Origin of the sequence: Burkholderia sp. WSM2232 (assembly GCF_000472545.1) — a bacterium.
In the GTDB taxonomy this organism is placed as follows: Bacteria; Pseudomonadota; Gammaproteobacteria; order Burkholderiales; family Burkholderiaceae; genus Paraburkholderia.
Genome location: NZ_AWZV01000053.1, coordinates 1 through 15,279, shown reverse-complemented (window position 1 = coordinate 15,279; position 15,279 = coordinate 1). Strand labels below are relative to the sequence as shown.

Here is a 15,279-nt window from a genome sequence, read left to right as displayed (position 1 = left end):
CTGTTCCATTACCGCAACCAGGGCGCGGACTACAGCTCGATTCTCGTCGGCATCCAGGTGCCGCAAACGGATAACGCGGAGTTCGACCGCTTCCTCGCGACGCTCGGCTATCCGTATTGGGAAGAGACGCAGAATCCGGTGTATCGGTTGTTCCTGGGCTGAGCGACCATGTGCATGAGCCCGGTGCGCTCGCTCGGGGTTTACCTTGAGTGACTGACCTGCACGCGAGCGTGTCAGGTCAAGCGTCGTTCCCGGCAAGTGCCGTCAGCAGGGCGTGGCATCGCATTGACCGCGATGAATGCGCGTTGCCACGCAATGTCGTTATCTCTGAACGCAATACAGCCTATCCGCCATATCGCGTTGCGCGATAGCAGGGCCGATTGTCAAACTTGAGGCAAATCAAACTCGCACTCAGGAGACACATCATGCGCACCCAGGTTGGCATTATCGGTGCAGGGCCGGCGGGCCTGCTGCTTTCCCATCTTCTTCATCTGCGCGGTATCGAGTCGGTCGTGCTCGAAACGCGCACGCGCGAGCAGATCGAATCGACGATACGCGCCGGCGTGCTCGAGCAGGGCACCATGGATCTGCTGACCGAGGCCGGCGTCGGCGAGCGCATGAAGGCCGAAGGTGCGCTGCATCATGGCTTCGAGCTTGCGTTCGAGGGCAAGCGCCGGCGCATCGATCTGACCGGACTCACGGGACACTCCATTACCGTCTATGCGCAGCACGAGGTCATCAAGGATCTCGTCGCGGCGCGGGTTGCGGCGGACGGGGCGTTGCGCTTCGGCGTATCTGAAACGTCGCTGCACGGCATCGACACCGACACGCCGTCGATCCGCTATCGCCACGAGGGCGAAGCATGCGAGCTGCAATGCGATTTCGTGATCGGCTGCGATGGCTCGCAGGGCGTTTCGCGTGCATCGATACCGCAGGCGTTGCGCCGCGACTACGAACGGGTGTACCCGTTCGGATGGTTCGGCATCCTATGCGAAGGACCGCCTTCGTCGGATGAACTGATCTACGCCCGGCACGAGCGCGGCTTCGCGTTGATCAGCACGCGTTCGGCCAACGTGCAGCGCATGTACTTCCAGTGCGATCCGAAAGATTCCGTCGACAACTGGTCCGACGACCGCATCTGGGCCGAACTGCACGCACGCGTGGACTCGCACGACGGCCAGCACGTGGTGGACGGCAAGATATTCCAGAAGAACATTGTCGGCATGCGCAGCTTCGTCTCCGCGACAATGCAGCACGGGCGTCTCTTTCTCGCGGGCGACGCCGCGCACATCGTGCCGCCGACGGGCGCCAAAGGCATGAACCTCGCTGTCGCCGATGTGCGCCTGCTCACGAAGGCTTTGAACGCCTTCTACGTCGAAAATCGCACCGACCTGCTCGAGCGTTACAGTGAAACGGCGCTCAAGCGTATCTGGCGCGCGGAGCATTTCTCGTACTGGATGACGAGCATGATGCATCGCGTCGAAGGCGCGTCGCCGTTCGAGCAGCAGCTTCAGGTGGCTGAACTGGAATACGTGACCACGTCGCGTTCGGCGGCGAGGGTGATGGCGGAGAACTACGTCGGCGTGGCCGTGCCTCAGGACTGAGCGCGAACGGGGACCGCTGCCATTGTCGGTGCAACAGCAACACTGAATTCAGGTTTAGCGGATTTATCGTCTACTCCGACGCACCTACACTGCCTTCAACGCTGCGAACGAATTCCGCTCGCGGCACAGATAAAAGACAGAACCGGAGGTGGTCAAATGAAATCGCTTATTCGCGCAGTTGCTGTTGCCCTCGTGTTGGGCGCACCGCTTGTTTCGATGGCTCAGACTTCAGGGCAAACGGCGGAGCAGGGCAACGACGCTATTCGCAGTGCAGCCGGTCAGCAGGAGTCCGTGCGAGCCGCGGATAGCGGCTACGGTTCAGGCGGCCACGGCACGTGGCAGGCGGGCCGTGGCGGCGACACTTCGTTCAGCTCGTACTCGCCGCCGGTGTACAACGCACGCTGACCGGTAACCCAAACGCTCTCGATGCGCGCGCTTCGACGCCCGAACGTTGAAGCGCACACGACACAGCGCGCGACGCATCCTGCGCCGCGCGCTGTGTTATTTCTTGATTAGATCTGCTTGCGGCGAGCGCAGCAAGGTCATCTCGTTGTGGAGGAGCGCGCGCAGGTCGTCGTCGGTTGGGCGCGTGCCCCAATGCCGCGCGCCCGCCACGGACGCTATCGCGATCCACGAATGCGGTGGAAACCATTCGCGAACGAGCGCGCCGTCGTGGCGCAGACACAATTGGCCTGTTTGTTCGCTGTATTCCGCGCAGACCAGAATGCCGTCGATCTGCGCGGTGACTCGTCGTGGGTCAGTGCGTACCACTATATCGCTCCTGCAAGGTGCCGACGCATTGCCGCCAACGGCGCGGCACGATCGTCAATCCGTCGGCGCGGCGCTTGAGGCGCCGATCGCGTCACCGTCAATGATAGCCACCATGACCGTGCCACTCGCCGCGGCCGCGCCAGTCTCCATGCGGACCGCGCGCGTCGTGCCACTCGCGTTCGCGATGACGCTCTTCCCACTCGCGACGCTCCCAGTAGCGGCGACCGTCGTAGTAACGATCGCCGTACCAGCCGGGGCTCACGACCACCACCGGAGGCGGCGGTGCATACACCGGTGGAGGCGGCGGTGCATAGACCGGCTCGGGTGCATAGACGACGCCCGGTACACCGATATTCACGCCGACATCCACGTGAGCCAGCGCGGCCGACGAAGCGCCGATGCCAAGACCGGCGAGCACAGCAATAGACAGCAAGCGGTTTCGTGATGAGTTCATTTTGTTGATTCCCGCGTTCAGTTGATCCGGTAGGGACGGTGAGGCCGCAGCCTCATCAGTAACGGTCGTGGTAACGGTAATGGTCGTGATAGCCGCCTGCGGGTACCACGATGCAGGCGCTCAATCCGATACCCAGTGTTGCCGCGAGAATGACCCATGCGAGAATTCGTTTCATGACATTGCTCCTCTTTCCTGTTGACCCGAACTCTACTGAGAGGCCGCATTACCGGTGTGTTCGTGTGTAACAGGACGTGTCGAGCGCATCGCGCGGCGTGCTGTCGGGAAGCCCGCGCAGCCAGGGTCGCGGGAGAAGGGCGTGGAAAGCCGCCATGCGGCCAATGGGCCGGACAAGCTGTTGAGCGCGTTATAAAAAGCGCGCTTTCGCGCGCCTTGTGCGGACCGGCGCTGCCCGAAGGTGCCACGTTGCGCGCGCCAGACAACCGCCGGCCGCGCGGGATGCGTCTGCTATGCCACACGGATACATTCGGTTGCAGACTGGCGGTTTGCGCCAGTATCTTGCGACATTCCGGCTCACGCGGCTAACGGTCCGGGCCGAGGTCAGCTTCTATTAAGATTTGCCGGGTACCATGCCGGCTCGTACTCCGGTGCGATACGCGCTTTCCCCACACTACGAAAGAGACGGAACGTCCCATGAACATGCAATCGATGAAGACGAATGCCCGCCGTTATTCGACGGGCTATGACGGTGTCGCCAGGCTTCTTCACTGGCTGATAGTCCTTCTGATCGCCGCGCAGTTTTTGATCGGCTGGACCATGCCGGACATTCACAAGGGCACGCTGCCGCAAGGGCTGATCGCCTGGCATCTCGGGGTTGGAGCAGCGCTGATCGCGGCGGTCGTGCTGCGAATCCTCTGGCGCGCAACGCATCGCCCGGCGCCAGCATCGCTGTCGCCGTTGTTTCGAACTGTGTCGCACATCACGCACGGACTGCTGTATCTGGCGCTCGTCGTCGTGCCCGTGCTCGGGTGGGCGAATGCGTCGTCGCGCGGCTGGACGGTGAAGCTCTTCGGCGTGTTGCCTTATCCGTCCATTTCGCCGGTGGGCTCGAGTGTCGGCCACGAGATGGGCGACATCCATGGCTACCTTGCGTGGGTGCTGCTGGCGCTGATCGGGCTGCACGTAGCGGGGGCGCTGTTCCATCGCTTCGTGCTGAAGGACGACGTGTTGCAGCGCATGCTGCCGTGACTGCCTGAGCAGTCGGAACGACTGCCGGGCAGCTTGATGTGAGGGGCTGGCGCGCCGCTTCCGGTGACCTGGCTCAACCTGGCTGCGCCGCCGCTTGCCGCGGCGCGGCGGCCTCGCGGTAGCCGAGCCGGGTCGAGATCGCATGGCCCGATTCGCGCAGCAGTGCCACGTAGTGCGACTTCGTGTCGGCACCGCAGCGCATGGTCGGAAACGAAATCGACAGGCCGGCGATCACGCGGCCAAAGCGGTCGAACACCGGCACCGCGATGCACTGCAAGCCTTCTTCCTGCTCCTCGTTGTCCTCGCCGTAGCCTTGCTCGCGAACACGCGGCAGGATGCTGAGCACCGCCTCGGCAGATGAGAGCGTTTTTTGCGTCGACTTGCGGAATTCGACGTGAGACAGCACCTCCCGTGCATCCGCCGGGTCCATCCATGCGAGCAGCACCTTGCCAATCGCCGTGCTGTGAAGCGGATTGCGCCGGCCGATGCGCGACTGCATGCGCAGCCCGTAGTCGGCGTCGATCTTGTGAATGTAGATGATTGCGTCTTCGTCGAACGCGCCCAGGTGCACCGCCTCCCGCGTCAACTGGCCGATGCGGCGCATTTCCACATCGGCCTCGCGCACGAGATCCACGCTTTCCAGCGCCTTCGCGCCGAGTTCGAACAGACGAATGGTCAGACGGTAGCGCTCGGTCTCCACTTCCTGCGTCACGAAGCCGAGTGCCTTGAGCGTCTGCACGACCCGATGCACAGTGGTTTTCGACATGGCGAGCCGTTGCGACAGTTCGCTGATGCCGATCTGCCCTCTGTCGCCGATTGCGCCGAGAATCGCGAACACGCGGCCAATCGACGAAGCCGATTCGGCTTTCTCGCTGCCGCATTCGACGCTGTCCGCGTCGTGCGCAAGGGCCGCGGAGTCGTCCTTGCGCTGCTGTCTGCCAGTTGCTGCCATTTCCGTGATTTCCTGGTCAATCGCTGATCTCTGCCGTTTTTCTGCCGCTTCTTTGCCGCTTCCTGGCGGACGCGGCGAGCATACCGCGTCTCGCGTGTTCTGCCGAGTCAGCGCGCGAGCCAGCCGCCGTCTACCGCCAGTGTATGCCCGTGCACGTAGTCCGACGCGGAGGAGGCGAGAAAAACCACCGGCCCCGCGAGATCGTCCGGCGCGCCCCAGCGGCCGGCGGGAATGCGGCTGAGAATTTCGTCGTTGCGCTGCGCGTCTTCGCGCAACGCCGCCGTGTTCGCCGTGGCCATATAGCCCGGCGCGATGGCGTTCACGTTGATGCGCTGCGCGGCCCATTCGTTGGCTAGCAGGCGCGTGAGGCCGAGCACGCCGCTTTTCGACGCGGTGTACGAGGCGACGCGAATGCCGCCCTGGAACGACAGCATCGACGCAATGTTGATGATCTTGCCGCCGCTTTCCTGCCGCACGAATTGCTTCGCGGCCGCCTGCGCGAGAAAGAACAGGCCCTTCAGATTGAGGTCCATGACGGCGTCCCAGTCGCTCTCGCTGAATTCAAGCGCGTCTTCGCGGCGGATGATGCCCGCGTTGTTCACCAGTACGTCGACGCGTCCAAAGGCTTCGACCGCAGCGCGCACGATGTCGTCCACCGGTGCGATCGACGCAAGGTCGGCGCGCACGTCCGCGAATCTGCGCCCGGTGGCAGCGATGCGCGCGGGCGTTTCGCCGGCATCGGCACGCGACACTCCGACGATGTCGCAGCCTGCCTCCGCCAGCGCGAGGGCCATGGCGGCGCCAAGGCCCGTATTGCTGCCCGTGACGATGGCGACCTTGCCGCTGAGATCGAAGGGATGGGGCGCAAGGCGGTTCCTGGCGGAGATGTTCACAATGTCGAAATCCATGTCGTGTGTTTTTGCAGGCGGAGGGCCGGTGGCGCACGGTTGGTAGCGCAGCGTCCAATGCTGGCCGACTCAACCCTTTGTGCAAATCAGCAAGTCAACGCTCATTGCCTGCCGTTCAGGCGTTCAGCGCAGATCGCGCACCGCGATATGGTCCATGTCGCTGAACACCTGGTTTTCGCCCACCATGCCCCAGATGAACGTGTAAGCCCGCGTGCCGACACCCGAATGAATCGACCAGCTCGGCGAGATCACGGCCTGTTCGTTATGCACGACGATGTGCCGCGTCTCGTGCGGCTCGCCCATCATGTGAAAGACGGCGGCGTCGTCGGCGACATTGAAATAGAAATACACCTCCATGCGCCGCTCGTGCGTATGGCAGGGCATTGTGTTCCAGAGGCTGCCCGGTTCCAGCTTGGTCATGCCCATCGACAACTGGCAGGTGGGCAGCACCTCGGGCACGATGAACTTGTAGATGGTGCGGCGGTTGCTCGTAGCCGGATCGCCGAGCGTTTGCGGCGATGCCTCGGCAAGCGAGATGGTGCGGGTCGGGTGCGAGTCGTGCGCGGGCGCGCAGTTCAGGTAGAACTTTGCCGGCCTCGCGGCGTCCTCGCTGCCGAACGCCACCGCTTGCGTGCCGCGGCCAATGTAGATCGCTTCCTCGCTGCGCACCGCGTAGCGCGTGCCGTCCACGTCGACCCAGCCGTTGCCGCCAATGTTGATCGCGCCCAGTTCGCGCCGCTCCAGCAGAAAGTTCACGCCGATCGACTTGCCGAGCGAGCCGGGCACTTCGACCGCGCGCGTGGCCGGCCACACGCCGCCTACGATAATCCGGTCGATGTGGCTGTAAGTGAGGCGCAGCGTGTCGCGCTCGAACACCTGGTCGACGAGAAACTCCCTGCGCAATCCGGCGGTGTCGAGCGTCTTCGCATATTCGTTGTTGATGGCCTGCCTCACTTGCAGGGTTGTTTCCATGGTGTTGTCTCCGGTCGATGGCGCTGGGCCGCGGATTCGCGGCGGCGAACCTCTGGGTTCGACTGTAGCGCGTTATTTGCATTTTCGGAACAGTGGTCCAGAAAAAATTGCGAAGATGTTCCGACAGCGTGGCGGGTGGCTTGAGTGGTCGGGTAAACGATGAGCGCGAAGACGAAAAAATCCGGAACGCCGTTCCTATCACGATGCTATATTGCGCCGAAAGGGAGCAGCCGGCGCGAGACCGGCGCTGACGCAAGACGGCGTAACGGATGACCGGACGCCCCATCCACGGAGGAGACAATGAAGCTCAAGAAGGCCCTCGACCGCATTCCTGGCGGCCTGATGCTCGTGCCGCTGCTGCTTGGCGCCTGCGTTCACACGTTCGCGCCCGGCGCGGGCAAGTATTTCGGCTCGTTCACCAATGGACTGATCGCCGGGACCGTGCCGATTCTCGCGGTCTGGTTCTTCTGCATGGGCGCGACAATCGACCTGCGGGCAACCGGCACGGTGCTGCGCAAGTCCGGCACGCTCCTTGTCACGAAGACGTTGGTCGCGTGGATCGCCACCCTGGTGGCATCGCATTTCATTCCTGTGGACGGTGTCAAGGCGGGGCTGTTCGCCGGGCTTTCGGTGCTCGCGATCACCACGTCGATGGACATGACCAACGGCGGTCTGTACGCGGCCGTGATGCAGCAGTACGGCACCAAAGAGGAGGCCGGCGCATTCGTGCTGATGTCGGTCGAGTCCGGGCCTCTGGTCAGCATGATCATTCTGGGCGCGGCGGGCGTTGCGTTCTTCGAGCCGCGGCTTTTTGTCGGCGCGGTGCTGCCGTTTCTCGTCGGTTTCGCGCTCGGCAATCTCGACAGCGAACTGCGCGAGTTCTTCGGCCGCTGCGTGCATCCGCTGATTCCGTTTTTCGGCTTTGCGCTCGGCAACGGCATCGACCTCGGCGTGATCGCGAAGAGCGGCATGGCGGGCGTGGTGCTCGGCCTCGCGGTCATTGTCGTGACCGGCATTCCGCTGATTCTCGCCGACCGCTGGATTGCGGGCGGCAATGGGGCGGCAGGCCTTGCCGCTTCGTCGACGGCGGGCGCGGCCGTGGCCAACCCCGCGATCATCGGCGAGATGATTCCGAGCTTCAAGCCGCTGGTGCCCGCCGCCACTGCGATGGTTGCGACCGCTTGTCTCGTGACTGCGATTCTGGTGCCGATGCTGACCGCGCTATGGGTGCGCCGGTTTCAGGCGAGCGGCCCGCTGCGCGAAGGCCTGGCGACGCCCGCAGCAGTGCCGCTGAAGGAGAGCGATGCGCATGTGTGAGGTTGCTGCTGAGGGCTACTGAGCAATTGCGGGTGGGCTGAGGCGAGACCTGGTTCGACGCAACGGGCAGTCGATCAGGCGACCGGGCCGCCGGTCAACGCGGCTCGCAATTGAATAGAGAAAAATAAAAAAGGCCGCGAGCCAGAACTCGCGGACCTCGACCTGCAAGGCGAGTCACGCTCTGGCGCCTGCCTGAGCGTGACTGCATGCCATCAGGACGACATCACCGTCACGGCCTTCGTGACCAGATACGCTTCCATTGCTTCCGGTCCGCCTTCCGAACCGTAGCCCGAATCCTTCACGCCGCCGAACGGCATTTCGGGCGTCGGCGTGGCGGGCTGGTTGATCCACAGCATGCCGACTTCGAGCTGCTGCGACAGCAGATGCACGTTGCTGAACGACTTCGTGAACGCGTAGCCGGCAAGCCCGAACGGCAGGCGGTTGGCCTCCGCAATCGCTTCCTCCAGCTTGTCGAAACCGCGGATCGCGGCGATCGGGCCGAACGGCTCGTTGTTGAACACGTCGGCTTCGAGCGACACATTGGTCAGCACCGTCGGCGCGAAGAAGTTGCCTTCGGAGCCGACACGCTCGCCGCCCGTCTCGACCTTTGCGCCGGTCTTGCGCGCGTCGTCGAGCACCTTGCTCATGGCCGTCAGACGGCGCGCGTTCGCGAGGGGGCCAAGCGTCGTGCCTTCGGCGAGACCGTCGCCGAGCTTCAGGCTCTCGGCGTGCTTGACGAGCGCAGCGGCGAACTCTTCGCGGATGCTGTTGTGCACGAGAAAGCGCGTCGGCGAAATGCACACCTGGCCCGCGTTGCGGAACTTCGCGCCGCCCGCTGCCTTGACGGCGAGCGCGACGTCGGCGTCTTCAGCGACGATCACGGGCGCGTGGCCGCCCAGTTCCATCGTGGCGCGCTTCATGTGCGCGCCGGCCAGCGCGGCGAGTTGCTTGCCGACCGGCGTGGAGCCGGTAAACGTGACCTTGCGGATGACCGGATGCGGAATCAGGTACCCCGAAATTTCCGCCGGATCGCCGAACACAAGGCCGACGGTGCCCGCCGGTACACCCGCTTCGACGAAAGCCTGCAGCAGGCCCGCCGGCGACGCCGGGGTTTCCTCAGGCGCCTTGACGAGGAACGAGCAGCCGCTCGCGAGCGCCGCGCTCAGCTTGCGCACGATCTGGTTGACGGGGAAGTTCCACGGCGTGAAGGCGGCGACCGGGCCGATCGGCTCCTTCAGCACGAGCTGCTGCGCCGCCAGATTGCGCGACGGCACCACGCGCCCATAGAGGCGGCGGCCTTCGTCGGCGAACCATTCGATGATGTCGGCCGCGGCCAGCACTTCGATCTTCGCTTCGGCAAACGGCTTGCCCTGTTCCTGCGTCATCAGGCGGCCGATGTCGGAGGCGCGCTCGCGCACCAGCGCGGCTGCCTTGCGCATGACCGCGGCGCGCTCGTGCGCCGGCACCTTGCGCCACGCTTCGAAGCCGCGCTGCGCTGCCTCGAGGGCGCGGTCCAGGTCGGCAATGCCGGCATGGGCCACCGTGCCGATCACCTGGCCGGTAGCTGGGTTGAGAACGTCGATGGTCTTGCCGCTTGCGGCATCGCACCACTCGCCGTTGATGAGAAGTCGGGTATCGGTATAGCTCGAAATTGCCATGCTTGTTCCTGTAAATGGGAAAACGACAGCCTGCGCGGCGCCTCGATATGAGGCGGGGCGCGCGTGGCCGAGAATGGACTGCCGATAATGAAACATCTTATCTGATTGCGCCCAAACGCACCGGCGGGCGCGCCGTTGGCGACGGCGCGGCACGCATCTTGCGACGCGTGTAGTCGGGGCTGCCGCGCCGCCCTGCACGACGACGACAAGGATTAGCGCATGGCGGGCCGGCCGAAGCGCCGTCGCCTGAAGAGGCGTACAGTCGAGCGGCAGTCCCAGTCAACCCGATGCACATGAGGAATCGACATGCCTACCGGTACAGTGAAGTGGTTCAACGACGCGAAGGGCTTCGGCTTCATCACACCCGACGACGGAGGTGAAGACCTGTTTGCTCATTTCTCGGAAATCCGCGCCGAGGGTTTCAAATCGCTGCAGGAAAATCAGAAAGTGAGCTTCGAAGTGAAGCAGGGACCGAAGGGAAAACAGGCAGCGGACATCAAACCTATCTAGCACAGGCGAAGCGGCCGCGGCTTTGTCGCGCCGCCCGGCGCGCAGGCGAGGCACGTGTGGACAAGCAATCGGCCTATCAGGAAATCGACGCCAACGGTGGCGAAGCCTATGCGAGGTATTTTGCCGCCCACCGTCCCGATGCGCCGCTGACGCCGTTCTGTCATCGCTATCTGTTCGAGAAAGAAGAGGCGCGAGCCAGCGAAGAGCGCGGCTTCGCGCTGAAGTCGCTCGCGCAGATGGAGTCTTCGTCGCATGGCGCGCAGGCGGCCGCAAGCGCGTCACGCGAGGCGGCGGACGCCGCGCATACGTCGGCGAGCGCCGCGCGCCGCTCCGCTTTCTGGACGATGATCGCGGCGATTGCGTCGGCGCTCGGCGTCGCGGTGAACGCCGCGCTGAATCTCGGCTGGCTTGAGTGGGCGCGGCATGTGGTGGCGCGCTGAGCTGCTTGTCTTCTGTCGTGATCAAAAAGTGGCAAGTGACCTTGAGCGCGGTCACGACTATCTGCGCGATCGAGACGCAGCGCCGCGCACGCAGCGCTCGACGTGTGGCGTCTCACACGCAGCGCCCGACATGAAGCGCCCAACACGCAGCGCCCGACATGTGGCGCCTGACAGGTACCGCCCAACATGCAGCGGCCGACATAAAGCGCCCAACATAAAGCGGGCGACATAAAGCGGGCGACATAAAGCGGGCGACACGCAGCGCCCGACAAGTGGCGCCCGGCAGGTAGTGCTCTACAAGCAGCGCCCAACATAGCGCCGCTGCGCGCAAACGCCGCGCGTGGTGTCCCACCGCCGCGCCAGGCGCTCGCGCGGCCCGCACGGCGTTGCAATGCCGTCACGAATGTCTTACCGTGCGCTGCTACAATCTCGTCTTTCTCGATTGGTTGTGCGCTATGGGTTTCGAACAACTCGCTGAACTGAAGAAGCAACTGGCCGCGGCACGTGCGCAGTCTGCGCCCGCCGCCAAGGGCGATGGCAAATCCGGCGCGAGGCCCGAGGGCAGGTCGGAGGCAAGGCGCGACGCCCGAAGCGACGGCAGGCCGGCTGCGAAGTCGTCCCCGCCCCGCGCAGGTGCGGGCACGGGCCCCGGCGCAAAGCCTGGCGCGCGGCCCGCCGGCAAGCCGTCGCAGCCGCGACGCGGGGCACATGCAGCGGCGCCCGCAGCGGACGCACGGCCGGTCGATCCGGTGGTCAAGTCCATTGGGCGTCTGCAAAAGCGCTTCCCGAACGCGTTCCCGAAGAATCCGGCGCCGAAGCTGCCGCTGAAGGTCGGCATCTTCGAAGACCTGGTCGTGCATGCGAAGGAACTGTCGCTGACCGAAGCCGAGTTGCGCGACGCGATCAAGACCTGGTGCCGCGGCAGCCGCTACTGGAAGTCTCTCGCGGAAGGCGCTGTGCGCGTCGATCTGAACGGGGCCGAGGCCGGCAAGGTCACGGCTCAGGAAGCGGCGGGCGCGCAGCGCCTGCAGGCACATCGCGCGGCGAAAAGCGCGAAGGCTGCCGCAGCGGCTGCATCGGCGGATGCGCAGAAGGCAACGCCCGCGCACAACGCGGCGGGCGCGCAGGAAGTCTCGCAAGGCGCTGCGCCAGACTCATCGGAACAAGCCACGCAAGCCGCTCCGCAAGACGCATCGGAACAAGCCACGCAAGCCGCTTCACAACCACCTGCGCAGCCCGTCCCGCAACCCGTCGTGCAACCCGGCGAAGACGGCGGCGAGCCGCAAACCGGCGCAGCGCAGTCGTCCATTGACGACAAACCTGCTGCTCAATCCGCCAACCTGTCGGAGTCGGCGCCCGCCACTCCTCAAGCCTGAGCCTGCGTCGTGCCGGCCACCTGAAACGTCCGGTGGCCGCTTCCGGTGGCCGCTCAGCGCACGCCTGCGCCAAGCCGGCTGCGCACGAAGCCGACGTGTTCGCGCAACACATAGAACGCGTCGGCATAAGCGAGCGGCATGCGCAGCCGATTCAGCGATTCCTCGATCTGATCCAGTTCCGCGAAGAGCCGCGTGCGCTCTTCGCCGGTGGTTTGCGCGAGCGCGCCGCGCTCGATGGCAATTAGCGCTCCGTAATAGCGATAGATGCGCGAACGCACACGCCAGCGGTACAGCGCGGGGATCAACCGCATCGCCGGAAAGAGCAGCACGGCCACCGGCAACAGCAGCACGAGCGTGCGGTCGCCGATGCTCGCGAGCCAGAACGGCAGCGTCCGGTAAAGAAAGCTCTTGCCGGTGCGGTAGTAGCGCTGCGCATCCTGGCTGATCTGATACTCGTGTGCGATCGGACTTGGGAACTGTCCGGCGCGCTGCAACAGACCTGGCCTGCCGTGCACTTCCTGCGCCGCCTCGATCAGCAGATCTGAAATAGCCGGATGCAGATCGGTGCGCGCAACGAGCTCCACCGTGGGGCTGATCAGATGCACCGTGTCAGGCGGGATCTTGTGCCGCAGATCGAGCACGCCGGGCGGCAGGTCGATCTGATCCAGATAAGGGAAGAGCCGCGTATAAGCGGCGGCTTCGTCGAAATTCATCACCGAAATGCCGGGCACCCGCAGCAGGCGCAGCATCAGCGCGCGGGTCGCCGAATCGCCGCTCAGGATGGCCGCGTCCACTTCGTCTGTGACCAGTTGCGTGGCCGCCTGCAGGCCGTCGCTCGGCACGAATGTCGTTTCGCCGCCCGGCAAAATGCCATTCGCATCGAGCAGTTGCAGCGCGAGCAGCCGTGTGCCGCTGCCTTCGCGGCCCACGGCAATCCGTTTGCCTTCGAGCTCGGAGAGCTGGGTCACGCCGGTGCCGCGGTAAAACACCACGACAGGCACATAGAACAGGCTGCCGAGCGACATCAGCGAAGAGGTGTCGCGCCCGCTTGCCACCCCGCCTTGCACGAGCGCGAGGTCGACGCGCTGCTTCGGGTCAAGCAGCCGCTGCAGGTTCTGCACCGAGCCGTCTGATTCGAGCACGTTTAGCGTGATGCCGTTTTGCGCGAGAATCTTCTTGTACTGGTCGGCGGCCACGGCAAACGAGCTGTCGTGGGGGCCCGCGCTCAACGTGATGGTTTTCGGCGGGGCCGGGTCGACGAGCCACACAATGAGCGTGACGACGAGCGCGGCCACGGCGGCGACCACGGCATATGGCAGCATGTGATCGCGCCACTCGGCGTGGAGCGAATCGCGGAGGAACTGCGGAGAACGACGCGGACGCTGCGCTTTCATAGGCATTCCGTGCGGTGGCCGGGATCAGGCATTGTCCACCTCGGCGGGCGGAGTTGTCGTCGGCAGTTTGCTCTATTGACGGGCAGGGCGGTGGTCCGTTGTCCTCGCCGTACGCCGGTCATTCGTGGCCGCACGCGCAGTTGCCGATTCGTCGCAAAAGATCTTTAATCGAGGAGCCAGGCAATCGTTCCTGATGCATGAGTAGCCTGAGCTACGAAGGAGACGATCGTGTTGTCTGCCGCATTGGATACTTTGGGTGCGTTGGCGGTGCTGCTCAGCATTGCCGCGCACATCGCGCTCGAGCGCAGGCGTTGAATGCGGCGCGCAGGATGCGGCCACGGTGCCGCCAGGCCGGCTCCCCACCGGCTCCCCACCGGCTCCTACCGGTTCAAATCGGGCTTGCAGATTGTTCGGCTCCCTTGACGTATCTATTCGCCTGAAGCCGCTTTATCCGGGCGGCGGCGATGCATACAGTGTCACCAGTGCCAGCGCCGCAGCGTCCTGCTGAAGCAGCATGAATGCCGCGAATCTGCGCGGCAGCATGCCGGCGCTAACCCAATTCAAGGACACACCTCATGAGCAAGCTCACAGGTAAAGTTGCAGTTGTAACGGGTGGATCGAAAGGTATCGGCGCGGCCATCGCGAAGGCGTTGGCTGCGCAAGGTGCATCCGTGGTGGTGAACTATGCGTCGAGCCGGGCCGGCGCCGACGAGGTGGTCGCTGCTATCAGCGCTGCAGGCGGCAAGGCGGTGGCGGTGGCGGGCGACGTGTCGAAAGCGGCGGATGCGAAAGGCATCATCGACACTGCGGTGGAAACGTATGGCCGCCTCGATATCCTCGTCAACAATTCGGGCGTGTATGAATTTGCGCCGATCGACGACATCACCGAAGAGCACTTCCATAAGCACTTCAATGTGAACGTGCTCGGTTTGCTGCTCGTCACGCAGGCAGCGGTCAAGCATCTCGGCGAAGGCGCGAGCATCGTCAACGTGAGCTCGGTGGTGAGCCGCATCACGCCGCCGGGCAGCGCGGTCTACACGGCAACGAAGGGCGCGGTGGACGGCATTACCGGCGTGCTCGCGAAGGAACTCGGGCCGCGCAAGATCCGTGTGAACTCGGTGAACCCGGGCATGGTCGCGACCGAAGGCACGCATAGCGCGGGCATTATTGGTTCGGACCTCGAAGCGTGGGCGCTCAGCACGACACCGCTCGGCCGTATCGGTCAGCCGGACGATATCGCCGATGTGGTCGCCTTCCTCGCGTCCGACGACGCTCGCTGGTTGACGGGTGAAAGTCTGATCGCGAGCGGCGGGGCGCGGTAACAAAGTGATTGCTCTTTGAGAAGAGCCATGAAGTGGATGCGAGCGGCGCCTTTGAACTGCACCCCAAAAGTTGGACACCGATCCAACCTTTGGGGTGTTTTTCATGGCGAAGTACGGTGAGCAGTTCAAGCTGAAGTTGGTTAAGGAATATCAAGCCGGAGCTGGTGGTGTGCGGACGATCGCGCAGCGTCATGGCGTAGGCTGTACGGTGTTACGCCGCTGGATAGCGGTTTATGAGCAACATGGCCGTGAAGGTTTGCGCAAGAAGTACAGCCACTATGATGCGCAGTTCAGAATGTCCGTTCTGAGCCACATGTGGCGGGAGAATCTGTCGTGCCAGCAGGCCGCTGCAGTGTTCGACATTCGCGCTCAAGGCGCCATTGCGAAGTGGGAAC

The 15,279-nt window shown here is 64.2% G+C and carries 16 protein-coding genes and 1 pseudogene; 10 read left to right on the top strand and 7 right to left on the bottom strand.

The features are described 5' to 3' along the window. From F757_RS35535 to F757_RS0129290, 3 genes and pseudogenes are all read left to right on the top strand, one after another. Positions 1-162 (top strand): annotated as a pseudogene (locus F757_RS35535) (threonine ammonia-lyase, biosynthetic); the annotation flags it as partial. Between the two features lie 263 nt (positions 163-425). Further along, the gene (locus tag F757_RS0129295; protein ID WP_027214446.1) at positions 426-1,604 is read left to right on the top strand and encodes a 4-hydroxybenzoate 3-monooxygenase; all 1,179 of its coding nucleotides are present in this window, start codon (positions 426-428) and stop codon (positions 1,602-1,604) included. A 156-nt stretch (positions 1,605-1,760) separates the two neighbouring features. Further along, positions 1,761-2,009 carry a hypothetical protein gene (locus tag F757_RS0129290; protein ID WP_027214445.1) on the top strand — a complete coding sequence of 83 codons (249 nt, stop codon included), beginning with the start codon at positions 1,761-1,763 and terminating at the stop codon, positions 2,007-2,009. Between the two features lie 96 nt (positions 2,010-2,105). Here F757_RS0129290 and F757_RS0129285 read toward each other — a convergent pair whose 3' ends face one another. Both F757_RS0129285 and F757_RS0129280 read right to left on the bottom strand, forming a co-directional pair. Beyond that, the gene (locus F757_RS0129285) at positions 2,106-2,375 is read right to left on the bottom strand and encodes a hypothetical protein (RefSeq protein ID WP_027214444.1); all 270 of its coding nucleotides are present in this window, start codon (positions 2,373-2,375) and stop codon (positions 2,106-2,108) included. 97 nt (positions 2,376-2,472) lie between these two features. Continuing rightward, a complete protein-coding gene (locus F757_RS0129280; RefSeq protein ID WP_027214443.1) occupies positions 2,473-2,829 on the bottom strand; it encodes a hypothetical protein in 357 nt (118 codons plus the stop codon). 651 nt (positions 2,830-3,480) lie between these two features. Here F757_RS0129280 and F757_RS0129270 point away from each other — a divergent pair. After that, on the top strand, positions 3,481-4,035 hold the full coding sequence (locus F757_RS0129270) for a cytochrome b (protein ID WP_198021452.1): 555 nt from the start codon (positions 3,481-3,483) through the stop codon (positions 4,033-4,035). A gap of 73 nt (positions 4,036-4,108) precedes the next feature. Here F757_RS0129270 and kdgR read toward each other — a convergent pair whose 3' ends face one another. From kdgR to kduI, 3 genes are all read right to left on the bottom strand, one after another. Next, positions 4,109-4,987, bottom strand: a complete 879-nt coding sequence (gene kdgR, locus F757_RS0129265) for a DNA-binding transcriptional regulator KdgR (protein WP_027214440.1) — start codon at positions 4,985-4,987, stop codon at positions 4,109-4,111. 107 nt (positions 4,988-5,094) lie between these two features. Then, on the bottom strand, positions 5,095-5,895 hold the full coding sequence (gene kduD / locus F757_RS0129260; RefSeq protein ID WP_051376896.1) for a 2-dehydro-3-deoxy-D-gluconate 5-dehydrogenase KduD: 801 nt from the start codon (positions 5,893-5,895) through the stop codon (positions 5,095-5,097). Positions 5,896-6,018: 123 nt separating this feature from the next. Further along, on the bottom strand, positions 6,019-6,855 hold the full coding sequence (gene kduI, locus F757_RS0129255; RefSeq protein ID WP_027214438.1) for a 5-dehydro-4-deoxy-D-glucuronate isomerase: 837 nt from the start codon (positions 6,853-6,855) through the stop codon (positions 6,019-6,021). A 312-nt stretch (positions 6,856-7,167) separates the two neighbouring features. On the opposite strand from kduI, the gene kdgT reads away from it, so the two are divergent. Beyond that, entirely contained in the window at positions 7,168-8,184 is a 1,017-nt protein-coding gene (gene kdgT, locus F757_RS0129250) for a 2-keto-3-deoxygluconate transporter (protein ID WP_027214437.1), read from the top strand. 212 nt (positions 8,185-8,396) lie between these two features. On the opposite strand, the gene F757_RS0129245 is transcribed toward kdgT, so the two are convergent. Then, positions 8,397-9,842 carry an NAD-dependent succinate-semialdehyde dehydrogenase gene (locus F757_RS0129245; RefSeq protein ID WP_027214436.1) on the bottom strand — a complete coding sequence of 482 codons (1,446 nt, stop codon included), beginning with the start codon at positions 9,840-9,842 and terminating at the stop codon, positions 8,397-8,399. 306 nt (positions 9,843-10,148) lie between these two features. Here F757_RS0129245 and F757_RS0129240 point away from each other — a divergent pair, with 306 nt between their 5' ends. The 3 genes from F757_RS0129240 (at position 10,149) to F757_RS0129230 (ending at position 12,168) form a co-directional block, all read left to right on the top strand. Then, a complete protein-coding gene (locus F757_RS0129240) occupies positions 10,149-10,352 on the top strand; it encodes a cold-shock protein (protein WP_013339388.1) in 204 nt (67 codons plus the stop codon). Between the two features lie 56 nt (positions 10,353-10,408). Then, a complete protein-coding gene (locus F757_RS0129235; protein WP_027214435.1) occupies positions 10,409-10,792 on the top strand; it encodes a hypothetical protein in 384 nt (127 codons plus the stop codon). Positions 10,793-11,247: 455 nt separating this feature from the next. Then, entirely contained in the window at positions 11,248-12,168 is a 921-nt protein-coding gene (locus F757_RS0129230) for a ProQ/FinO family protein (RefSeq protein WP_027214434.1), read from the top strand. Between the two features lie 53 nt (positions 12,169-12,221). Here the strand turns inward: F757_RS0129230 and F757_RS0129225 are convergent, their stop codons facing one another. Continuing rightward, positions 12,222-13,562 (bottom strand): TAXI family TRAP transporter solute-binding subunit, encoded by a 1,341-nt coding sequence (locus F757_RS0129225; RefSeq protein ID WP_027214433.1) that lies wholly within the window; start codon positions 13,560-13,562, stop codon positions 12,222-12,224. Between the two features lie 575 nt (positions 13,563-14,137). On the opposite strand from F757_RS0129225, the gene F757_RS0129215 reads away from it, so the two are divergent. After that, complete coding sequence (locus F757_RS0129215; protein ID WP_027214432.1) at positions 14,138-14,884, top strand: glucose 1-dehydrogenase; 747 nt, start codon at positions 14,138-14,140, stop codon at positions 14,882-14,884. 70 nt (positions 14,885-14,954) lie between these two features. Continuing rightward, positions 14,955-15,279, top strand: a 325-nt coding sequence (locus tag F757_RS0129210) for a helix-turn-helix domain-containing protein (RefSeq protein WP_156923729.1), incomplete at its 3' end; no start/stop codon positions are given.